Raw genomic sequence first — 20,858 nt, 5'->3', positions numbered from 1 at the left:
TCAACCCTCGCGCAAGACTGTCAGCGGGCTCGCATTCAACGCCCGACGCGTACCGAACACGCCGGCACCGCCAATCAGCGCGGCGCCAATCAACGGCAGCATCAGCAACCATGGATGCGGATGCCATGGCAGATCGAATGCATAGCGATACAACACCAGACTCACCACTTCCGAACCGATGGCTGCCAGCAAGCCGCTGACCGCACCGAGCAAGCCGAACTCGATGCGGCGGGCCTTGACCAGCAATTGCCGCTGCGCCCCCAGCGCACGTAACAGCGCGCCTTGGCGAATGCGTTCATCCAGGGTCGCCTGCAGGCCGGAGAACAGCACCGCCATCCCCGCCGCCAACACGAACAACAACACGTATTCCACCGCCAGGGTGACCTGGGCGAGGATGCTGCGCAGTTGTTCCAGCAGAGCTTCGACCTGAAGGATGGTCACCGCCGGGAATGCCCGTGACAGCTCGACGATCTGCTGATCGTGACCGGGTGCAAGATAGAAACTGGTCAGGTAAGTCGCCGGCAGATCCTTGAGGGTGCCGGGCTGGAAGATCATGAAGAAGTTCGGCTGGAAGTTGTCCCAGTTGATCTCGCGCAGGCTGGTGACTTTCGCTTCACGATTGACCCCGCCGACGCTGAACACCATGTGATCGCCGAGTTTGAGCTTGAGGCTTTCGGCGACTTTACCTTCAACCGACACGCCCGGTACGTCGTCCGAGGGTTGCCCGGTCCACCACGTACCGGCGGTGAGCTTGTTACCGGCCGGCAGGTCGGCGGCCCAGGTCAGGCTCAAGTCACGTTGCACGGCACGGTCGCCGGCCGAATCCTTGCTGACGATCTGCTGCACCGGTTCGCCGTTGATGCTGATCAGCCGTCCCGGCACCACCGGGTACAGCGGCGCCGCCTGCGCGGACACCTTGATCAAGTGATCGGTGAAGGCCTGTTTGTCCGCCGGCAGGATGTTCAGGGCGAAGTAGTTGGGGGCGTTTTTCGGTAACTGGTTTTGCCAGGTGTCGAGCAGCTCGCCACGCAGCAGGGCGATCAGCGCCATCGACAGCAGGATCAAGCCGAACGCCAGCGCCTGCCCGGCCGCCGCCAGTGGATGACGCAGCAGTTGACCCAGGCCGAGACGCCACGGCAGCGGCGCACGGGCGAGCATTCGGCGCAAGCTGTTGAGCAACAACAGCAGCAAGCCACCCAGCACCAGCGCAGCGACCACGCCACCGCCCAGCAGCGCGAAGGTCAGCAGCAGATCCAGACTCAGGCGCCACATGATCAGCCCGAGTGCGCCCAGCGCCGCGCCATAAACCATCCAGGTGCTCGAAGGAATCGGCAGCATGTCGCGGCGCAGCACCCGCAACGGTGGCACCCGACCCAGCGCGGCAAGCGGTGGCAGGGCGAAACCGGCCAGTGCCACCAGCCCGGTGCCGATCCCGGCGAGCGCCGGAAACAGGCCGCCCGGTGGCACATCGGCGGGTAGCAGATCATGCAACAGGGCGAACAGTCCCAGTTGCGCCAGCCAGCCGAGCACGGCACCGCTGAGGGCGGCGAACAGGCCCAGCACGGTCAGCTGAATACTGAACAGCAACATGGTTTCCCGACGCGACAAACCGAGGCAGCGCAGCAAGGCACTGGCATCGAAGCGGCGACTGGCAAAGCGGTTGGCCGATAAGGCCACGGCCACGCCGGCCAACAGCACCGCGACCAGACTGGCCATGTTCAGGTAGCGCTCGGCCTTGCCCAGCGCGCCGCCGATCTGCCGGTTACCGTCGCGCGCATCCTGAATGCGCTGATTGGCGGCCAGGCCGGGTTTGATCAGTTGTCGATAGGTTTCCAGCGCCTGCGGTTCGCCGCGCCACAGTTCGCGATAACTCACGCGGCTGCCGGGTTGCACTACGCCGGTGGCGGCGAGGTCATCGAGGTTGATCATCACCCGAGGTGTGAGGCTGTAGAAGTTGCCGGCGCGATCCGGCTCGTAAGTCAGCACGCGGGTCAGCTTCAAGGTTTTCATGCCGACGTCGATGCTGTCGCCGATCTTCAGATCCAGCGCAGTCAGCAGACGAGCTTCAACCCACGCTTCACCGGGTTGCGGCTCGCCGCCCGAGGTTTCAGCGGCAAACGGGGCCGGGGCACTTTTCAGCTCGCCGCGCAGCGGGTAGGCGCGGTCGACGGCTTTGATGCTCGATAACTGAATGCCATTGTCGGTGGCAATGACGCTGGAAAACTCCACCACCTGCGCATGATTCAAGCGCAGCTCGGTGCCGCTGCGGATCTGTTCGTCGCGGGCCGGCGAGCTGCCCTCAAGCACCAGATCGGCGCCAAGGAACTCGGTGGCGCGCAGCGTCATTGCACCGTTGAGGCGGGCACCGAAGTAGCCGATGGCGGTGCTCGCCGCCACTGCGACGATCAGGGCAAAGAACAGCACGCGCAATTCCCCGGCGCGGGCATCGCGCATGAGTTGACGTAGGGCGAGACTGAACAGACGCAACAGCGGCAGACGTGCCATCAAGGCTCCAGAGGGGCAACCAGCAGCCCGGCTTCAAGTCGGATCAGGCGCCGGCAGCGATGGGCCAGGCGTTCGTCGTGGGTCACCAGCACGAGGGTGGTGCCGCGTTCCTTGTTCAGTTCGAACAGCAAGTCGCTGATGCGCTCGCCGGTGTGGCTGTCGAGGTTGCCGGTGGGTTCGTCGGCGAACAGCACGTCCGGCTCGGCAGCGAAGGCCCGGGCAATCGCCACGCGCTGTTGTTCGCCGCCGGAGAGCTGGCGCGGCGAGTGTGTCAGGCGCTGGCCGAGACCGACTCGTTGCAGCAGTTGGGTGGCGCGTTCGCGGGCGTCTTTGCGGCCATCGAGTTCCAGCGGCAGCATGACGTTTTCCAGGGCGTTGAGGCTGTCGAGCAACTGGAAGGATTGAAAGACGAAACCCACGTGTTCGGCACGGATGCGCGCGCGCTGGTCTTCGTCGAGATTGCTCAGGCCTTGCCCCGCGAGGATGACTTCGCCGCTGCTTGGCAGGTCGAGGCCGGCGAGCAGGCCGAGCAGGGTGGATTTGCCGGAACCGGACGCGCCGACGATGGCCAGGCTGTCGCCCTGGTTCAGTTCCAGGCTGAGTTCGTGCAGGATAGTCAGTTCACCTTCCGCGCTGGGAACCACTTTGCTGAGGTTCTTCGCGGTGAGAATGCTTGCGCCCATGGAGAATCCGATGCGTGTGTGGTTTTTGAGTGCTGGCCTGGCCTTGATGTGCATGGCCCAGAACGCAGCGGCGGGTACTGTCCTGATCGTTGGCGATAGTATCAGCGCCGGTTTCGGACTGGATACCCGCCTGGGGTGGGTATCGCTGCTCGAGCAACGGCTCAAGCAGGAGGGTTTTGACGACAAAGTAGTCAATGCTTCCATCAGCGGCGACACCAGTGCCGGAGGCCAGGCACGCCTGCCGGCGCTGCTTGCAGAGCACAAGCCGGAACTGGTGATCCTCGAATTGGGGGGCAACGACGGCCTGCGCGGAATGCCGCCAACGCAATTGCAACAAAACCTTGCGGCGATGATCGACAGCTCGCGCCAGAGTGGCGCCAAGGTGTTGCTGCTGGGCATGCAATTGCCGCCCAACTACGGCAAGCGTTACACCGATGCCTTTGCCGAGGTCTACGGCAAACTTGCGGACGATAAAAAAATCCCGCTGGTGCCGTTTTTCCTCGACGGCGTGGGTGGACATCCCGAGCTGATGCAGGCCGATGGTCTGCACCCGGCCGCCGGGGCTCAGGGCAAGTTGCTGGAAAATGTCTGGCCGACGCTAAAACCGCTGTTATGAGGCTTTTCTAGTGGCAGGCTTTCGGCTAATGTGGCGCCCCCTTATTTGGAGCCCCCGATGCCGCGTCCTGCCTGGTCCCTGTTTGCCTACCAACTGATCGAGCCTGACGAACAGCTGGATCTGTTCGCCTGCCAGGAAGTGCGGGTGCATCTGGTGACCCGTCAGCTCGAACTCGGTGGCTCGGCAGACCGCACGTTGTGTGGCAGTCTGCTTCCAGCACAACCGCGTTGGTCGAGTGTGGATCGTCGGGTGTTTCAGGATCAGCGTCTGTGTTCGTTGTGCCGGGCGATTCTCGAGTCGCAGAAGCGCGGCACCTCGCCGATCTGGCCCGAGTTGCGTTTCGAACTCTAGGATCAATAAATCGCAGCCTGCGACAGCTCCTACATGAAGACTTCTGGCTGGCCATCGGCGCATCTCCCCGAATTCCCGAGGTGCGGTGTACAATCGCGCTCTTATACCCTTGTTGATCATGCGAAGGATTTTCCGGATGTTGCCGCGCTTTCCTGCCGTCACCCGCTGCCTGTCACTTGCCGCCCTGTGTGTGGCCGGTCCCGTTGCTGCATTGGAGTTTCCCCTGCCACCACCCGGTGAGGACATCATCGGCCAGGTGCAGGTGATCAAGGCCAAATACGAAGACACCTTCGCTGACCTGGGCACCAAGTACGACCTGGGCTATTCGGAAATGGTCGCGGCCAACCCGGGCGTCGATGCCTGGCTGCCGGGCGCCGGTACTGAAATCGTCCTGCCGACCCGGTTCATTCTGCCGCCGGGTCCACGCGAAGGCATCGTGATCAACCTCGCCGAGTACCGCCTCTACTACTACCCGAAAGGCCGGAACGTGGTGTACACCTTCCCGCTGGGGATCGGGCGTGAAGGTTGGGGCTCGCCAATCGCCCACACCTCGATCACAGCCAAGACGCCGAACCCGACCTGGACCCCTCCGGCGTCGATCAAGGCAGAGCACGCCGCCGACGGTGATCCGCTGCCGAACGTGGTACCGGCCGGCCCGGACAACCCGCTGGGGCCGTTCAAGTTCACCCTGGGTACACCGGGCTACCTGATCCACGGTTCGAACAAGAAGTTCGGCATCGGCATGCGCACCAGCCACGGCTGCTTCCGCATGTTCAACAACAACGTGCTGGAAATGGCGGCCATGGTGCCGGTCGGCACTTCGGTGCGCATTCTCAACGATGCGTACAAGTTCGGCAGCAGTGGCGGCAAGGTCTATCTGGAAGCGCACACACCCATCGATGACAAGGGCAACCCGTCGGTGGTCGACAAGCACACTGCAGTGATCAATGCGATGCTCAAGCGCGAAGATGTCACCAACAACCTGCGCGTGAACTGGGATGTCGTGCGTGATGTGGTAGCGGCCGAAGATGGCCTGCCAACTGAAATCGGCACACCGAATACCTCGGCGCCGATGGTCTCGAACACCCCGATCGACCTGCAGCAGTAAGTCGATCAAAACCCGCAGGCGCGTGCAGCGTCGGCGGGTTTTTTATTGCCCGGGGGAAAGTACCGGCAATAAAAAAGCCGACCCAAAAAATGGGTCGGCTTGATAACAATCCCGAGGGATTATTACTTGCGGCTAGCTTTGTCCAGCATACGCAGAGCACGCTCGTTAGCTTCGTCAGCAGTCTGTTGTGCTTTTTGAGCAGCAGCCAGAGCTTCATCAGCTTTACGGTATGCTTCGTCTGCACGAGCTTGAGCGCGAGCAGCTGCGTCTTCAGTAGCGGTCAGACGTGCTTCGGTTTCTTTCGATGCGCTGCTGCAACCGGTAGCCAGAACTGCGGCCAGAGCCAGAGCAGAGAATTTCAGAACGTTGTTCATCGTGTTCCCCTTCAAGGACTTTCAATTAAGTGGCTTTCTCCTCCGATTGAGGAAATAGCCGGCGTACATACTACCCATTACTTGTAGTAAGTAAACTGACGGAGCGCAAGAAGCAAAAAAAATTGTAGGCGTTGATTCTTTTTCGAGCAACTTTTAACCGGCCTGTATAAAAAGTATCCAGCTGCAAGCCCCGGCTTGAGCGTGTTAATGAGAAAAAGTTCCCGTTGCCTGATGCAGTTTCTGCGTCTTGCACCAAGTGTGCCTAGATGAATTCGTCTACACTTTTGTTCCGATTTTGCATGACGCCTCACATATCTTTGTCGCTCTTGAGGTGACTTTAAAGAAGAGGCTGCGTCTTAAGTCTCGACATTCGGCAATGTTCCGGTGAGCGCTTCGGGAAGATCTTCCCTGCGCCTGCCGCTGCGTCCATCGGAGTCACCCGGTCAACGAGCACGATGACGAGCGCACCTTGAGCATTTTCGCCAATGGTGCCTACTATTTATCACGTGCTCGGTTGCGCGAGATCGGTGTGGTTTTTCTCGGTGTCCATCAGGCACGGGGTGGCGTAGATGTTCCTTCGCCGGAAAAACATCGGTAAGGTAGGGGTCAGAATTCAAGACCCGCGAGGAGTAGTGATGAGCGAGGCGTTGTCCATCCACCATGACCAGGCTGGTCATCAGTTCGAGACCAATGTGGACGGTCATCGTGCCTACCTGACCTATATGGATCTGGGGAAACAGACCCTGGATATCTATCGCACCTTCGTGCCCAACGCCTTGCGCGGCCGTGGCATTGCCGCCGCGCTGACCGAAAGCGCGCTGCAGTACGCCGAAGAAATGGGCTACACGGTGATCCCGTCGTGCTCCTACGTCGAGCGCTACATGGAGCGTCATCAGCGCCGCGCCGCCAAGATCTGAATCGCACACACGAAAACGCCGGGCAATGCCCGGCGTTTTTTTATGCCCGTGAAACGTTGATCAGCTGCGCTGACGTTTCGGCAGAACATCCTTGAGCTTGGCGTGCATGCTGCGCAGGGTGTTCTCGGTGGCGGACCAGTCGATGCAGGCATCGGTGATCGACACGCCGTATTGCAGGTCGGCGAGGTCTTTCGGGATGGCCTGGCAGCCCCAGTTCAGATGACTCTCGACCATCAGGCCGATGATCGACTGGTTGCCTTCGAGGATCTGGTTGGCGACGTTCTCCATCACCAGCGGTTGCAGGGCCGGGTCCTTGTTGGAGTTGGCGTGGCTGCAATCGACCATGATGTTCGGTTTGATCTTCGCCTTGTTCAGCGCCTGCTCGCACAGGGCGACGCTGACCGAATCGTAGTTCGGCTTGCCGTTGCCGCCACGCAGCACCACATGACCGTAGGCGTTGCCCTTGGTGGTGACGATCGACACGCCACCTTCCTGGTTGATACCGAGGAAACGGTGCGGGCTGGACACCGACTGCAGGGCGTTGATCGCCACGGTCAGGCCGCCGTCAGTGCCGTTCTTGAAGCCGACAGCCGAGGACAGGCCGGAAGCCATTTCACGGTGGGTCTGGGATTCGGTAGTGCGTGCGCCGATGGCCGACCAGCTGATCAGGTCCTGCAGATACTGCGGGGAGATCGGGTCGAGGGCTTCGGTGGCGGTCGGCAGGCCTTTCTCGGCCAGGTCCAGCAGCAACTGGCGACCGATATGCAGACCGTCCTGAATCTTGAACGAGTCATCCAGGTACGGATCGTTGATCAGGCCTTTCCAGCCAACGGTGGTTCGTGGCTTCTCGAAATACACGCGCATGACCAGATACAGGGTGTCGGAGACTTCCTCCGCCAGCACCTTGAGGCGATCGGCGTATTCGTGGGCAGCCTTGATATCGTGGATCGAGCACGGGCCGATCACTACGAACAGACGGTGGTCGGTGCCATCAAGAATGTTGCGAATGACTTCGCGGCCCTTGGTGACGGTGCGCAGCGCAGCATCGCTCAGAGGGATATCACGCTTGAGCTGATCGGGAGTGATCAGGGTCTCGTTAGAGGCGACGTTTAGGTCGTTGATCGGTAAATCAGCCATCGTTTACTCGTCAGGTCACGGGTGCCGGCCGCCAGCGATCCCCGCGCGGCGGAGCACAGCAGATTTAAGCGCGTCGGGGAGCCGAACCTTAGCGCGTCAGACGCGGCTCGACAATGGGCAAACGCCGCTTTAATCCAGCACTGGCTGGGCAAAAGCCTTGCGCACGCTGTCGTGGGAGAACTCGTCGGCGTGTTGTTCGACCCATTGCAGGGCCAGCGCCTGAATATCCTGCAGATCGTCGTGGGCCTCGTTCATGCGGCAATAACGTTCGATCTGGCACACCTGTTCGCCCATCCGGGCACTGAACAGCGTCTGCTCATCGGTGAATGCGATCCCCACCAGATAGCCCTTTTTGCGCCGCAGACACCATGCGACATAGCCCGGATAACAGATCTCGGCGTTGAGTGTCGGCATGCGCACTTGCAGCGCCGTGCCGTGTCGCCACGCGCGGTGATAATTGCAAGCGATCCCGCCGAGGCTGATAGTGTGCAGCTGTTGCCTGGAAATACACTCGGGCTTGAGCAAGGTTAATTCAACCGGCACATCGTCCGGATGAGGAATGAAACGTCCCATGAGCACAGACTCCCTGTGTCGGCCATTTGACATTGTTTCCCCCAGTATAGTGGTCGAATCCGAGCTGACCGATTTCGACGCCGACCAGCGGCTGCTGGCGATGAGCGGCGTTTCGCTGGTGATTTTCACCAGCGTCGGCTGTTCCAGCTGCCGCTATGCCAGAGAGGTGTTGCCCGGGTTCGAGCTGGCGGTGGATCGCCTGTGCTGGATCGATGCCGGCAACAACGGCGGGTTGGTGGAGCGTTATCAGGTCTTTCATTTGCCGGCGCTGTTTGTGGTGCGCGACGGCGAGTTCTTTGGGGCATTGCACACGCGCCTGACCGCCGATGCGCTGAACGCAGCAGTGGCGCAGGCACTGGGTCGAATTGCAGAGGAGTTGCCATAGATGGCGGGAGCAGACAGCAAACCGGTGATCGGGATTATCGGCACCGGGGCCATTGGCGGGTTTTACGGTGTGATGCTGGCGCGGGCCGGTTTCGATGTGCACTTTTTACTGCGCAGTGAATTCTCGGCGGTGGCCGAACGTGGTTTGCAGGTGGACAGTGCCGTGCATGGCACCCTGACGCTGAACCCGATGCAGGCGTATGCGAAGGCCGAGGACATGCCGGCTTGCGACTGGTTGCTGGTCGGCGCCAAGACCACCAGCAGCGCGGGTCTGGCCCCGGCGATCATTGCTGCGGCCAGGCCCGGCGCGAAAGTGCTGGTGCTGCAGAACGGTCTGGACGTCGAAGACAGCTTGCGCGAGTTGCTGCCCGATTCCCTGCATCTGCTCGGTGGTCTGTGCCTGATCTGCGTGCATCGCGAAGGGCCGGGACACATCACCCATCAGGCCTTGGGTGCGGTGAATGTCGGCTATCACAGTGGCCCGGCGGCGGATGAAGCGGCGCGCATGGCGCTGGTCGAGGAGGGTGCCGGTCTGTTCCGCGCCGCTGGCATCGATTCGCAGGCGATGCCCAATCTGCAACAGGCGCGCTGGCAGAAACTGGTGTGGAATATTCCCTACAACGGTCTCTCGGTGTTGCTCGGCGCCGGCACCACGCCGCTGATGGCCGACGCGGACAGTCGCGCGCTGATCCAGGCGTTGATGGCCGAAGTGGTGCAGGGCGCCAGGGCCTGCGGTCACGACGTTCCGCCCGGTTACGCCGATTACCTGTTCATGATGACCGAGAAAATGCCCGACTATTGGCCGAGCATGTACCACGATTTCCTGCACAAGCGGCCGCTGGAACTGGAGGCGATTTACGCCCGGCCATTGGCCGCAGCCAAAGCGGCAGGCTGTGAGTTGCCACGGATCGAAGCGCTGTATCGCACATTGAGTTTTATCGACCGACGCAACACTTGAGTCGGTTTTCGGGGGAGTGGGGGAAGGCATGGCCAAGAACATCGATGACAAACTGGTGCTGGCGATTTCGTCTCGCGCCTTGTTCGACCTGAGCGAGAGTCATAAGGTCTATCTGGCGAGCGGCGTCGAAGCCTATCGGCAATACCAGATCGAACACGAAGACGAAATTCTCGCGCCCGGCGATGCGTTCCCGCTGGTGGAAAAACTCCTGAGCCTCAACAGTCGCCTCGACCGCGCCCGGGTCGAGGTGATTCTGGTTTCGCGCAACAGTGCCGACACCGGCCTGCGCGCGTTCAACTCGATCGATCATTATGGGCTGGACATCTCGCGGGCGGCCTTCGTCGGCGGGCGCAGTCCGTATCCCTATCTCAAAGCGTTTGGCTGTGACTTGTTTCTGTCCACCCACGCCGAGGATGTGCGCGCCGCGCTGGACGCCGGGTTTGCCGCGGCGACGATTCTCTCCGGCGGCGCCAGTCGCGCGGCCAGTGATGAGTTGCGCATCGCCTTCGACGGCGACGCGGTGTTGTTCTCCGACGAATCCGAGCGCGTTTATCAGGCCGGCGGGCTGCTGGCGTTTCAGGCCAAGGAGCGCGAGTCGGCGCGCGAGCCATTGCGCGGTGGGCCGTTCAAGGGCTTTCTGGCGGCGCTCAATGCGCTGCAACGCGAGTTCCCCGAAGACGACTGCCCGATCCGCACGGCGTTGGTCACCGCGCGTTCGGCACCGGCGCATGAGCGGGTGATCCGCACCTTGCGCGAGTGGGACATCCGCCTCGACGAGTCGCTGTTTCTCGGCGGGCTGACCAAATCGGCGTTTCTCGAAGCCTTCGCTGCCGATGTGTTCTTCGACGATCAGACCGGCCACTGCGAGGCCGCCCGCGAAGTGGTCGCCACCGGTCACGTACCGCATGGCATCAGTAACGAACCGTCGATCTAAAGCCCCAGTGCTTCAAGACGTTGCGTCGCACGTCGTACTCGCCAAGGCACTGCTAAGCTGAATCAAATCTCCGCCATGTTGGCACGCGAGGAGGTCATATGATTCGTTCGATGCTGTATGCCACTGACCTCGGTCTGTACGCACCTTTAGTGATGCAGCATGCCCTGGCGCTGGCGCGGACATTCAATGCCGACTTGTATGTGGTGCATGCAGTGGAACCCATGGGGCTGTTTGCCGAGTCGGTGTTGCAGAGTTATCTCGACGAACAGGCATTGAACGAATTTCACAGTCAGGGTCTGAAAACTGTCATCGCCAATATCGAGCAACGGGTGCTGGACAGTTTTCGCGAAGAGCTGGGCGACGAGGGCGAGCAGGATCTGCAGCGGATTTGCGCGGTTCGTGTGGTGCAGGGCGATCCGGCGCAGGTGATTCTCGACCAGGTGCAGAAACTCTCTGTGGATTTGCTGATCGTAGGCACTCACAGCCACGGCGTAGGGGCGGAAACGCCTTTGGGGCGCACGGCGACTCGGGTCCTGCAATTGGCCAAGGTGCCGGTTTATCTGGTGCCATTGGTGGAGCGCCGGCGCCGGGGGGATCGCTGAAGCGGGAATAATGGCCTTTTGATAAAAAAGTTCTAGATTTATTCATCAAACCATTAATATAGTTATATACCGTCGCTGATGCCCGTGGCGTCTACCTGCTTTGAGGGATACATATGAAGCTTCAACAATTGCGCTACATCTGGGAAGTGGCGCACCACGACCTCAACGTTTCCGCTACCGCCCAAAGCCTTTACACCTCGCAACCGGGTATCAGTAAACAGATCCGCCTGCTGGAAGACGAACTTGGCGTTGAAGTGTTTGCCCGCAGTGGCAAGCACCTGACCCGCGTCACCCCGGCCGGCGAGCGCATCATCACCACCGCAGGCGAAATCCTGCGCAAGGTCGAAAGTATCAAGCAGATCGCCCAGGAATTCTCCAACGAGAAAAAAGGCACCCTGTCGATCGCCACCACCCACACCCAGGCGCGTTATGCATTGCCGCCGGTGATCAGCAATTTCATCAAACAATACCCGGACGTGGCGCTGCACATGCACCAGGGTTCGCCAATGCAGATCGCCGAGATGGCCGCTGACGGCACCGTCGATTTCGCCATCGCCACCGAAGCGCTGGAGCTGTTCGGTGATCTGGTGATGATGCCGTGCTATCGCTGGAACCGCTGCGTGGTCGTGCCGCAGGGCCACCCGCTGACCAAGCTGCCGAAGCTGACCCTCGAAGCGCTGGCCGAATACCCGATCGTGACTTACGTGTTCGGTTTCACCGGCCGTTCGAAACTCGACGAAGCCTTCAGTCATCGTGGCCTGACGCCGAAAGTGGTGTTCACCGCGGCCGACGCCGACGTGATCAAAACCTACGTGCGTCTGGGCCTGGGTGTGGGCATCGTTGCCAAAATGGCGGTCGACACCAAGCTCGATAACGACCTGGTGGTGCTGGATGCCAGCGAACTGTTCGAGTCGAGCATCACCAAGATCGGTTTCCGTCGCGGTACTTTCCTGCGAGGTTTCATGTGCGACTTCATCGAGAAGTTCGCTCCACACCTGACCCGCGAAGTGATGGCCAAAGCCATCCAGTGCCACAACAAGCAGGAACTGGAAGAGCTGTTCGACGGCGTCGAACTGCCGGTCCACTAAGACCCTGCCTCAAAGCACCTCGGTGACAGCAAACTGTTGCCGGGTGCCCGCCACCAGAATCTCCACTTCATCGCCCTCGAACTTGCCCAGCAGGCTTTTGCCCAGCGGCGAGCGCGGGGTGATGACGGTAATCGGCTGACCCACCACATCGACTTTCAGGCCTGCCGCATCCGGGGCCAGAAACAGCCATTGCTCGCGACCCTTTTCGTCCTCCAGACCGAGCAGGGCGCCGATCTCGATGCCGCGATTTTCGTCGTAGGCACGCAGCGTCAGGTTCTGGCACAGCGCCAGTGACTGGCGGATTTCCTCGACCCGTTTCGCCTGACCAGCCGCCAGATAGGAAGCCTCAAGCCCGAGCGTGTCGTATTTGTTCTCGGCGATGTTCTCTTCGTGGGTCGCGGTTTCGTAAGCGGTCTGCGCGGCGCGTTCGGCGATGTCGAGGTCGACGCGCAGTTTGTCGAGGATCAGTTGGTGGACGGTGTGTTTGTTCATGATCAATCGCAGAATTGCAAAACGTTGGCGCGGCTCTTTTCGCTCGGCGCGGTCTGGTCCTGTTGCAGCCAGAACTGGCATTTCGGATTTGACTGGTTGCGACTGCTGCCGCGAGCCTGATCCAGGCGCGCCTGCTGCTCGTTCTTGCGCAGGTTTTCTTCGTACTGTTCGAACAGCGGACTCTGTGGCGGAATGTCCGGTTGTACCTGAACGGCCGCTGGCGGCTTGGCCAGTTGCTGCACCGCCTGAGCAACCGGTGCCAGTTGCTCGGTCAACACAAAACGCGAAATCAGCCAGCAAGTCAGGGCAATGGCGAGAAAACCCAGCCACATGCCCAAGGCAATGCTGCCGGTCAGTTGCAGCGCGCTAAGCTGAACGGGCAACGGGCGACGCGGATTGGGACGATAGGGCATGGCTGCCTCCTGGCGGATGATTGCGGGCAAGTGGCGATTGTCGCACGAAGATTAATCGCCGTCGGCTCTTCTGCGCGAGGTCATTTATGCGGACAATCAGCGCTTTTGCCAACGGGAGTCTTGCATGCCGATACCGAAAACCCGCTGGGATATTTTTTGCACCGTGGTCGACAACTATGGCGACATCGGCGTGACCTGGCGTCTGGCCCGGCAACTGATAGCCGAGCATGGGCTGGCGGTGCGCCTGTGGGTCGATGACCTGCGCGCCTTTGAACGTATCTGCCCCGAGATCGACATCCACCTGGCGCAGCAATCGCAGCAGGGCGTCGAGGTGCGGCATTGGCCGAGCGACTGGCCGCAGACGGAGGCGGCGGACGTGGTGATCGCCGCATTTGCCTGTCAGCTGCCATCGGCGTACATGGACGCCATGGCCGAGCGGCAACAGCCACCGCTGTGGATGAACCTCGATTACCTCAGCGCCGAAGACTGGGTCACCGGTTGTCACGGTTTGCCGTCGGTGAAGTACAAGTCGGTACAGAAATTCTTTTTCTTTCCCGGATTTCAACCGGGGACGGGCGGCTTGCTGCGTGAAAACGGTCTGTTTGAGCGGCGTCGGCGATTTCAGCAGGACGCGGCTGCGCAGCGACAATTCCTGCACGGCCTGGGCGTAGATCGCGCAGCTGACGCACAGCTGATCTCGTTGTTTGCCTACGAAAATGCCGGGCTGGCCAGTTGGCTGGATGCGTTGGCGGCCGATAGCGCGCCGACCCATCTGCTGGTGCCGGAAGGGCGGATTCTCGGTGACGTTGCGCGCTGGCTCGGGGTCGACGCGTTGGCTGTCGGCGATCTGGACGTGCGTCAGGCGCTGACGGTGCAGGTGCTGCCGTTCGTCCGTCAGGATCAATACGATCAGTTGCTGTGGTGCTGCGACTTCAACGCGGTGCGCGGTGAAGACTCGTTCGTCCGTGCACAGTGGGCCGGGCGACCGATGCTCTGGCATATCTATCAGCAGGACGAAGACATCCACCTCGACAAGCTCGATGCCTTTCTCGCGCTCTACACCAAAGGGCTTTCACCGGCCGCTGCCGAGGCGATGAGCAGTCTGTGGCGGGCCTGGAGTGCCGGGAAACCGATCGGCGAGCACTGGCTCCAGGCCCGTAAACACTGGCCAGAACTGCAGGAAAACGCCGAGGCGTGGTGTCTGGAACAAGGCTTGCAGGCGGATCTTGCCACGGCGCTGGTACAGTTTTACCTAAATTGGATATGATACGCGGCCTAGATTTTTGTAAATCCCATCCAAATTCGGATATTCGCAATGAAAACTGGTAAAGAACTCAAACCCGGTACCGTGATCCGTATCGACAACGATCCTTGGCTGGTTCAGAAAGCTGAATTCACCAAGTCGGGCCGTAACAGCGCGATCATGAAGACCAAGCTGAAGAACCTGCTGACCGGTTACAAGACCGAAACCGTTTACGGTGCGGACGACAAGCTGGACGACGTGATCCTCGACCGCAAAGAAGCGACCCTGTCCTTCATCAGCGGCGACACCTACACGTTCATGGACACCACTGACTACACCATGTACGAACTGAACGCCGAAGACATCGAAAGCGTTCTGCCTTTCGTTGAAGAAGGCATGACCGACGTTTGCGAAGCCGTGTTCTTCGAAGAGCGTCTGGTTTCCGTAGAACTGCCGACCACCATCGTGCGTCAGGTTGACTACACCGAAGGTTCCGCTCGCGGTGACACTTCCGGCAAGGTGATGAAGCCTGCCAAACTGAAGAACGGTACCGAGCTGTCGGTTGCTGACTTCATCGAAATCGGCGACATGATCGAGATCGATACCCGCGAAGGCGGTTCCTACAAAGGCCGTGCCAAATAAGCACTGCTTTTTACGGAAAGAAAAAGCCCGACCATTGAGTCGGGCTTTTTTGTGCCTGCGATTCCACGTCTACCACCGAACCCTGTGGGAGCGAGCTTGCTCGCGAATAGGCCCGGTCAGACAACCTGTGTGTTGAATGACACAAAGCATTCGCGAGCAAGCCCGCTCCCACAGTGGATTGGTGTTGTTCTCAAACGGTGGTGTGCAGGCGTACGTCAACGTTGCCGCGGGTGGCATTGGAGTACGGGCAGACCTGGTGCGCCGCTTCGACCAGGCTCTGTGCATCCGCCTGTTCCAGGCCCGGCAGGCTGATGTGCAGGTCGATGTCCAGACCGAAACCGCCAGGGATCTGACCGATGCCGACGTGCGCGGTGATCGAGGCGTCGTCCGGGATCTTGCGTTTGGTCTGGCTGGCGACGAATTTCAGCGCGCCGATGAAGCAGGCCGAGTAACCGGCAGCGAACAGTTGCTCAGGGTTGGTCGCTGCGCCGCCGGCACCGCCGAGTTCTTTCGGGGTAGCGAGTTTGACGTCGAGGATGTTGTCGCTGGAGATCGCACGACCATCACGGCCGCCAGTGGAGGTTGCGATTGCAGTGTAGAGAGTTTGCATGGTGTGGGCCTCATTGAGTGTCTGTTGTTGCGCTAATTGTTTGCGCGCTAAGTAGCTGCGAGGTGAATGTAGCTCGCTAATGTTTAGTGCGCAAGATAATTTTTTGAGAAAGCTGAATCTCGGTCCTTTAAAGGCACTGTCGATCAGCTTGAAAGTGAAGATTTAGAGCGGATGGTGGGGGCGCGGGCTGAAGAATATTTTTCCTGATGAACCGATCCTTTGTAGGATTGAGCCTGCTCGCGATAGCGGTGGAGCAGGCAATAAGGGGGCCGACTGAACCACCGCTATCGCGAGCAGGCTCACTCCTACAAGAGGGCAGCGCTGTTATCCGGTCAGGCTTTCTTGCAGATGGCTGCGCAGGGCTTGCAGCTCAGATTGAAGATTCTGCAGGCGTTCGAGGGTGAAACCACTGGCGCCCAAGATGCATTGCGGAACGCTTTTGGCCTGCTCACGAAGAGCCCGTCCCTGCGCGGTCAGTTCGACGATCACCACCCGTTCGTCTTCACGGCTGCGGGTTCTGCTGAGCAGACCTTCACCTTCTAGCCGTTTGAGCAACGGTGTCAGCGAGCCTGGATCGGTCAGCAACCGCGTGCTGATTTCGCCCACGGTCAAACCATCCTTTTCCCACAGCACCATCATTGCCAGATACTGCGGATAGGTCAGGCCCAGCGCTTGCAGCAGCGGCTTGTAGACCTTGGTCATCATCAGTGAAGTGGAATGCAGGGCGAAGCACGCCTGATTGTCGAGCAGCAGGTCGTCGCAGGTGTCGCGTTCGGTGGTCATGGCAAAGCCTTGTTCGGTGATGGGCTTGAATCTAGCGCCCGAATGTTTAATGCGCCAGATAATTATCCAGGATCTAGTGTCGGCCCAGCTCGCGTTGCAGCGCCAGATCCCACGGTGGCACCGGGCTGAAGCGGGTCTTGAGGTATTCCAAAAGCAGACGGCTGCGCGAGTGGGTCTGTTGTTCCATGCGCAGCGCATAGATGCCGGTGCTTTCCGGTTGCGGCAGGCCGTTCTCGCAGAACAGCGGCAGCAGTTCGCCGCGCAGCAGGTACTCACTGGCCAGCCAGGTCGGCAAATGCGCGATGCCCAGCCCGGCCAGAGCACCGCACACCAGCGCTTCGGCATTGTTGGCGCTCATGCGGATGCGCGCGGGGCGATGCAGTTGCATTTGCCCGTCCAGTTCGAAGCGCCAGGCGAAGGGCGGGGCGAGACCTTCCCAATCCAGCCCGTCATGTTCACTCAACTGCGCGGGATGGCGCGGTGCGCCACGGCGTTTGAGGTAGTCGGGGCTGGCGCAGGCAATGCGCACCATGCTCGCCAGCGGCGTGGCGACCAAGCGCGTATCGGCCATTTGCCCGGCACGCAGCACCAGATCGACTTTGCCCAGGTTCGAGCCGTGCATATCGATGAAGCTGTCGATCAGGTGCAACTGCACGTCGAGGCCCGGGTACAGCACCAGAAAGTCAGCGATGACCGGCGCGAGATGGCGGCGACCAAAAGCGGCCGGGGCATCGATTCGGATCAAGCCTTCCGGCGCACTGCTCAACGACACCGCTTCGGCGCGGGCCAGTTGCAGCTCGCTGACGATGCGCCGCGCCCGCTCGGCAAACGCCAGACCCGCCGGGGTTGCCCTTACGACGTGGGTGCTGCGAATGAACAACTGGCTGCCGACCGCGCTTTCCAGGCTGTCGATGCGCCGCGCGACGGCGGAAGGCGTCAGCGGATGACGACGGGAAGCTGCAGAAAAACTGCCGCTTTCCAGCACATCGAGAAACAGCCCGAGCTGTTCGGTCAACTGATTGGGATTCATAGGTGCTTCGGTGTTTGTGCGAAATTGGCATAGCCATTGTGCGTTGCTGTGCGTTTCCCCGCCAGCCTCGACTGCGTAGGATGAATCGCCTGACGGATGAGGAAATCGCTGTGATCGAGTTTTTGTTGTACCTGCTGTTTGGCGCCGCCCTTGGCACATTGGGCGGGATCTTCGGCATCGGCGGTGGTTTGATCGCCATCCCGCTGCTGGGCGTATGGTTTGGCCTTGATCAGCAGATCGCCCAAGGCACGGCGCTGGTGATGGTGGTGCCCAACGTGATGCTGGCGCTGTGGCGCTATCATCAGCGCAATCGCATCGAGCTGCGTCATGCGCTGCCGTTGGCGGTCATGGGTTTTTGCTTTGCGTGGATCGGTTCGATCTGGGCGGTGGGCATTGATGCGCAAACCATGCGCATCGGTTTTGTCGCGTTCCTCGTGGTGCTCTCGGCGTACAACCTGCTGAAGATGTTCGGCAAGAAAACCGCCGTGACCTCCGAAATGCGTTACTCATGGCCATGGCTCGGTGTTCTCGGCGCAGCGTCCGGGACCATGGGTGGTTTGTTCGGTGTCGGCGGGGCCGTGGTGGCAACGCCAGTGCTGACCAGTCTGTTCGGCACCAGCCAAGTGGTTGCTCAAGGCCTGTCGCTGGCTCTGGCGTTGCCAAGCACCGGCGTGACCCTGGTGACGTACGCGGTGCATCACGAAGTGGACTGGATGATCGGCTTGCCGCTGGCCATCGGCGGTCTGGCCAGCATCAGTTGGGGGGTGAAAGTCGCCCACGCCATGCCGGAAAGGCTCCTGCGCGGGCTGTTCTGCGGTTTTCTGGTGCTGTGCGCGGTGATGCTCGCGTTTAAAGTTTGAAGCCTTCGACGATGTGTTCGGCCAGGCATTCGGTGATCGGCGACGGATTGTTCAGGTTGCGGATCAACATGATACTGGCCTCGGGCAACAGCGGCAGATCCTCGGCGGCGCCGAGAATGCGCATGTCCGGGGTGATCAGGCTTTCCAGTTGCGCGGTGATCGCCAGACCCGCGCTCACCACCGCCATCAGCGCCGACAGGCTGGTGCTGTTGTAGGCGATGCGGTAGTCACGGCCCATCGCGTCCAGCGCATTGCACGCCCACAAACGGCAGAAACAATCACTGTTGAACATCGCCAGCGGCAACGGCGTCTGCTCGTGGGCGCTGAAATTCTGCGCCTCGGCCCAGACGAAACGCTCCTTGCGCAGCAACTGACCGATCTCGTTGCCCGGCTCCCGGGTGACAATCGACAAGTCCAGATCGGTGCGCTGCAACAGCTGTTTGCTGGATTCGCAATGCACTTCGATCTGGATCAGCGGGTAGAACTGAGCGAACCGCGAGAGGATCCCCGGCAGAAACCGCATCACGTAATCATCCGGCGTGCCAATGCGCACAGTGCCAACCATGTGCGGCTCGCGCAGCGTGTTGAACACTTCGCTGTGCAATTTCAGGATGCGCCGCGCATAACCCAGCAGCACCTGGCCCTCGGCGGTCAGGCGCACCTGGCGGCCGTCACGCTCGAACAACTGTCGCTGCAGCACGTCTTCTTCGAGGCGCTTCATCTGCATGCTCACGGCCGATTGCGTGCGGTTGACCATCTCGCCGGCGCGGGTAAAACCGCCCTGATCGGCAATCGCAACGAAAGTGCGCAGGACATCGGTATCGATACTGGGGTAGGCCGACAATTGATGAATCTCCGTGATGAATTCCATCAGAAACATTCGTTGGATTGATCTTAGCGCCAGCGCGAGACTTGAGCCATCCACAAGGAGGGCAACACGATGAAAGGTCAAAGAGAGTATGTAGACGACGCAAAATTTTCCGGCCACGGCCATATCGTTTCCGACCTGCTGCACAAGTTTAGCCGCTGGTACGAACTGCACCGTGAGCGTGAGTTGCTTGCCAGCCTGAGCGACGAAGCGCTGAAGGACATCGGGGTCAGCCGTGCCGACGTCGAACACGAGGCCATCCGGCCGTTCTGGGATGATCCGATGCATAAATGATCAAGGCCTTACTACACAAACCACTTTCAGGTGAGGTAGGTTGCGAGCAGACAAGGAGATGTTCATGCCCGCGACTCTGGCCTTTTCTCTCAAACAGGCGCGACGACTGGCGCTGGCTGCCCAAGGGTTCAATGGGCGCCAGCCGCCGACCGTCAAGGCGCCGCAACTCAACCGGCTGATCGAACGGCTGGGGCTGTTGCAGATCGACTCCGTCAACGCCGTGGTGCGCTCGCACTATCTGCCGCTGTTTTCACGTCTGGGTTCCTATTCTTCCGATCTGCTCGACCAGGCTGCCTGGAGTTCGGGCCGTCGGCGCACGCTGTTCGAATACTGGGGCCACGAAGCGTCGTTGCTGCCGCTGGCGATGTATCCGTTGATGGGGTGGCGGATGCAGCGGGCCAGAACTGGCAGAGACATCTATCAGCAACTGGCGAAGTTTGGTCTTGAGCAGCAGGACGTCGTGCGCCGGGTTTTAAGCGCGGTTGAGGCGCGCGGTGCATTGGGCGCCGGCAGTCTGTCGACCCGCGAGGACAAGGCCGGGCAATGGTGGGACTGGAGCGCGGAAAAGCATGCGCTGGAATGGTTGTTCGCCGCCGGTGAAGTGACCGTCGCCGGCCGCCGCGGTTTTGAGCGTTTGTATGATTTGCCGGAGCGGGTGATCCCGACATCGATTCTGCAGCAGCCGTTGCCGGATGAAGCCGAAGCGCAGCGTGGTCTGCTGCTGCACGCGGCCCAGGCACTGGGCGTCGGCACGGAAAAGGATCTGCGCGATTATTTCCGCTTGAACCCTGGCGATGCGCGCCCGCGTCTGGCGGAGCTGGTCGAGGACGGGCAATTGCAGACCTGCGAAGTCGCTGGCTGGCGACAGATCGCCTACTGCCTGCCGCAGCCGAAAGTCCCGCGAAAAGTCGTCGCCAGTGCGCTGTTGTCACCGTTCGATTCGCTGATCTGGGAGCGCAGTCGTACCGAGCGGCTGTTCGATTTTCGCTATCGGCTGGAGATCTATACGCCGCAGGACAAGCGGGTCTACGGCTATTACGTGTTGCCGTTTCTGCACAACGAGCGGATTGCCGCGCGGGTCGATCTGCGCGCCGAGCGGGCGTCGGGACGATTGGCGGTGCATGCAGTGCACGAGGAAAAGCCGGGGCTGGACGAAGAGGGGATGCTGGCGCTGGCGTTGAATTTGCGGCAGATGGCCGATTGGCTGGGGCTGGAGCGAGTACAGCTTAATTGTCAGCGTGAGAGTGCGGGGCGGTTGCGGGTGGCATTGGCGCAGATCGGCTGTGACTGAGCGGGCCTCTTCGCGAGCAAGCCCGCTCCCACATGGGTTTTGTGTACGACACAGATCCAGTGTGGGAGCGGGCTTGCTCGCGAAGGCGGCCTGCCCGACGCT

Annotated in this window: 25 protein-coding genes; 14 read left to right on the top strand and 11 right to left on the bottom strand. The window is 60.7% G+C overall.

The window, feature by feature from the left end:
- Both E4T63_RS19505 and E4T63_RS19500 read right to left on the bottom strand, forming a co-directional pair.
- Positions 1 to 2,505: an ABC transporter permease gene (locus tag E4T63_RS19505; RefSeq protein WP_135296294.1), complete on the bottom strand. Its 2,505-nt coding sequence runs from the start codon at positions 2,503 to 2,505 to the stop codon at positions 1 to 3.
- Positions 2,505 to 3,188, bottom strand: a complete 684-nt coding sequence (locus E4T63_RS19500) for an ABC transporter ATP-binding protein (protein WP_098964909.1) — start codon at positions 3,186 to 3,188, stop codon at positions 2,505 to 2,507. The genes E4T63_RS19505 and E4T63_RS19500 overlap by 1 nt, the downstream gene beginning before the upstream one ends.
- 10 nt (positions 3,189 to 3,198) lie before the next feature.
- Here E4T63_RS19500 and E4T63_RS19495 point away from each other — a divergent pair, with 10 nt between their 5' ends.
- From E4T63_RS19495 to E4T63_RS19485, 3 genes are all read left to right on the top strand, one after another.
- Positions 3,199 to 3,804 (top strand): arylesterase, encoded by a 606-nt coding sequence (locus E4T63_RS19495; protein ID WP_007964780.1) that lies wholly within the window; start codon positions 3,199 to 3,201, stop codon positions 3,802 to 3,804.
- Between the two features lie 57 nt (positions 3,805 to 3,861).
- A complete protein-coding gene (locus E4T63_RS19490) occupies positions 3,862 to 4,155 on the top strand; it encodes a hypothetical protein (RefSeq protein WP_003226812.1) in 294 nt (97 codons plus the stop codon).
- A gap of 136 nt (positions 4,156 to 4,291) precedes the next feature.
- Positions 4,292 to 5,263, top strand: coding sequence for a L,D-transpeptidase family protein (locus E4T63_RS19485; RefSeq protein ID WP_027613458.1), 972 nt, complete (start codon positions 4,292 to 4,294; stop codon positions 5,261 to 5,263).
- A 122-nt stretch (positions 5,264 to 5,385) separates the two neighbouring features.
- On the opposite strand, the gene oprI is transcribed toward E4T63_RS19485, so the two are convergent.
- The gene (gene oprI / locus E4T63_RS19480) at positions 5,386 to 5,637 is read right to left on the bottom strand and encodes an outer membrane lipoprotei OprI (RefSeq protein WP_025113130.1); all 252 of its coding nucleotides are present in this window, start codon (positions 5,635 to 5,637) and stop codon (positions 5,386 to 5,388) included.
- A gap of 635 nt (positions 5,638 to 6,272) precedes the next feature.
- On the opposite strand from oprI, the gene E4T63_RS19475 reads away from it, so the two are divergent.
- Positions 6,273 to 6,554: a GNAT family N-acetyltransferase gene (locus tag E4T63_RS19475; RefSeq protein WP_003226804.1), complete on the top strand. Its 282-nt coding sequence runs from the start codon at positions 6,273 to 6,275 to the stop codon at positions 6,552 to 6,554.
- Positions 6,555 to 6,614: 60 nt separating this feature from the next.
- On the opposite strand, the gene E4T63_RS19470 is transcribed toward E4T63_RS19475, so the two are convergent.
- Together E4T63_RS19470 and E4T63_RS19465 are read right to left on the bottom strand one after the other, a co-directional pair.
- Positions 6,615 to 7,691 carry a 3-deoxy-7-phosphoheptulonate synthase gene (locus E4T63_RS19470; RefSeq protein WP_003226802.1) on the bottom strand — a complete coding sequence of 359 codons (1,077 nt, stop codon included), beginning with the start codon at positions 7,689 to 7,691 and terminating at the stop codon, positions 6,615 to 6,617.
- A gap of 129 nt (positions 7,692 to 7,820) precedes the next feature.
- Positions 7,821 to 8,264 carry a PilZ domain-containing protein gene (locus E4T63_RS19465; RefSeq protein ID WP_096794954.1) on the bottom strand — a complete coding sequence of 148 codons (444 nt, stop codon included), beginning with the start codon at positions 8,262 to 8,264 and terminating at the stop codon, positions 7,821 to 7,823.
- Between E4T63_RS19465 and E4T63_RS19460 the strand changes: the two genes are divergently transcribed.
- The 5 genes from E4T63_RS19460 to cysB all read left to right on the top strand — a co-directional run bounded on the left by E4T63_RS19460 (position 8,263) and on the right by cysB (position 12,230).
- The gene (locus E4T63_RS19460) at positions 8,263 to 8,649 is read left to right on the top strand and encodes a thioredoxin family protein (protein WP_051018104.1); all 387 of its coding nucleotides are present in this window, start codon (positions 8,263 to 8,265) and stop codon (positions 8,647 to 8,649) included. The genes E4T63_RS19465 and E4T63_RS19460 overlap by 2 nt on opposite strands.
- Positions 8,650 to 9,606 carry a putative 2-dehydropantoate 2-reductase gene (locus E4T63_RS19455; protein WP_135296293.1) on the top strand — a complete coding sequence of 319 codons (957 nt, stop codon included), beginning with the start codon at positions 8,650 to 8,652 and terminating at the stop codon, positions 9,604 to 9,606.
- Between the two features lie 28 nt (positions 9,607 to 9,634).
- Complete coding sequence (locus E4T63_RS19450; protein ID WP_027613454.1) at positions 9,635 to 10,540, top strand: 5'-nucleotidase; 906 nt, start codon at positions 9,635 to 9,637, stop codon at positions 10,538 to 10,540.
- A 98-nt stretch (positions 10,541 to 10,638) separates the two neighbouring features.
- A complete protein-coding gene (locus E4T63_RS19445) occupies positions 10,639 to 11,142 on the top strand; it encodes a universal stress protein (protein ID WP_027613453.1) in 504 nt (167 codons plus the stop codon).
- Between the two features lie 113 nt (positions 11,143 to 11,255).
- Entirely contained in the window at positions 11,256 to 12,230 is a 975-nt protein-coding gene (cysB, locus tag E4T63_RS19440; RefSeq protein WP_007908591.1) for an HTH-type transcriptional regulator CysB, read from the top strand.
- 9 nt (positions 12,231 to 12,239) lie between these two features.
- Here cysB and E4T63_RS19435 read toward each other — a convergent pair whose 3' ends face one another.
- Positions 12,240 to 12,722, bottom strand: coding sequence for a GreA/GreB family elongation factor (locus E4T63_RS19435; protein WP_003226791.1), 483 nt, complete (start codon positions 12,720 to 12,722; stop codon positions 12,240 to 12,242).
- Positions 12,723 to 12,724: 2 nt separating this feature from the next.
- The gene (locus E4T63_RS19430) at positions 12,725 to 13,135 is read right to left on the bottom strand and encodes a hypothetical protein (protein ID WP_041069540.1); all 411 of its coding nucleotides are present in this window, start codon (positions 13,133 to 13,135) and stop codon (positions 12,725 to 12,727) included.
- Positions 13,136 to 13,259: 124 nt separating this feature from the next.
- Here E4T63_RS19430 and earP point away from each other — a divergent pair, with 124 nt between their 5' ends.
- Both earP and E4T63_RS19420 read left to right on the top strand, forming a co-directional pair.
- On the top strand, positions 13,260 to 14,402 hold the full coding sequence (gene earP, locus E4T63_RS19425) for an elongation factor P maturation arginine rhamnosyltransferase EarP (protein ID WP_135296292.1): 1,143 nt from the start codon (positions 13,260 to 13,262) through the stop codon (positions 14,400 to 14,402).
- A 48-nt stretch (positions 14,403 to 14,450) separates the two neighbouring features.
- Entirely contained in the window at positions 14,451 to 15,020 is a 570-nt protein-coding gene (locus tag E4T63_RS19420; RefSeq protein WP_003226785.1) for an elongation factor P, read from the top strand.
- Positions 15,021 to 15,210: 190 nt separating this feature from the next.
- Here E4T63_RS19420 and E4T63_RS19415 read toward each other — a convergent pair whose 3' ends face one another.
- The 3 genes from E4T63_RS19415 to E4T63_RS19405 all read right to left on the bottom strand — a co-directional run bounded on the left by E4T63_RS19415 (position 15,211) and on the right by E4T63_RS19405 (position 17,443).
- On the bottom strand, positions 15,211 to 15,630 hold the full coding sequence (locus E4T63_RS19415) for an organic hydroperoxide resistance protein (protein WP_007964807.1): 420 nt from the start codon (positions 15,628 to 15,630) through the stop codon (positions 15,211 to 15,213).
- 324 nt (positions 15,631 to 15,954) lie between these two features.
- The gene (locus E4T63_RS19410; protein ID WP_135296291.1) at positions 15,955 to 16,413 is read right to left on the bottom strand and encodes a MarR family winged helix-turn-helix transcriptional regulator; all 459 of its coding nucleotides are present in this window, start codon (positions 16,411 to 16,413) and stop codon (positions 15,955 to 15,957) included.
- A gap of 73 nt (positions 16,414 to 16,486) precedes the next feature.
- Positions 16,487 to 17,443: a LysR family transcriptional regulator gene (locus E4T63_RS19405; protein WP_135296290.1), complete on the bottom strand. Its 957-nt coding sequence runs from the start codon at positions 17,441 to 17,443 to the stop codon at positions 16,487 to 16,489.
- A 110-nt stretch (positions 17,444 to 17,553) separates the two neighbouring features.
- Between E4T63_RS19405 and E4T63_RS19400 the strand changes: the two genes are divergently transcribed.
- A complete protein-coding gene (locus E4T63_RS19400) occupies positions 17,554 to 18,303 on the top strand; it encodes a sulfite exporter TauE/SafE family protein (RefSeq protein WP_027613445.1) in 750 nt (249 codons plus the stop codon).
- On the opposite strand, the gene E4T63_RS19395 is transcribed toward E4T63_RS19400, so the two are convergent.
- Positions 18,293 to 19,147, bottom strand: a complete 855-nt coding sequence (locus tag E4T63_RS19395) for a LysR substrate-binding domain-containing protein (protein ID WP_025113145.1) — start codon at positions 19,145 to 19,147, stop codon at positions 18,293 to 18,295. The two genes, E4T63_RS19400 and E4T63_RS19395, sit on opposite strands and share 11 nt — an antisense overlap.
- 96 nt (positions 19,148 to 19,243) lie before the next feature.
- On the opposite strand from E4T63_RS19395, the gene E4T63_RS19390 reads away from it, so the two are divergent.
- Positions 19,244 to 19,465, top strand: coding sequence for a DUF1127 domain-containing protein (locus E4T63_RS19390; protein ID WP_097088306.1), 222 nt, complete (start codon positions 19,244 to 19,246; stop codon positions 19,463 to 19,465).
- Positions 19,466 to 19,529: 64 nt separating this feature from the next.
- Complete coding sequence (locus E4T63_RS19385) at positions 19,530 to 20,756, top strand: winged helix-turn-helix domain-containing protein (RefSeq protein WP_135296287.1); 1,227 nt, start codon at positions 19,530 to 19,532, stop codon at positions 20,754 to 20,756.
- The last annotated feature ends 102 nt before the right edge of the window (positions 20,757 to 20,858 follow it).

Origin of the sequence: Pseudomonas fluorescens, from assembly GCF_004683905.1 — a bacterium.
Lineage (GTDB): Bacteria > Pseudomonadota > Gammaproteobacteria > Pseudomonadales > Pseudomonadaceae > Aquipseudomonas > Aquipseudomonas putida_A.
This window is presented reverse-complemented; position numbering and strand designations above follow the sequence as displayed.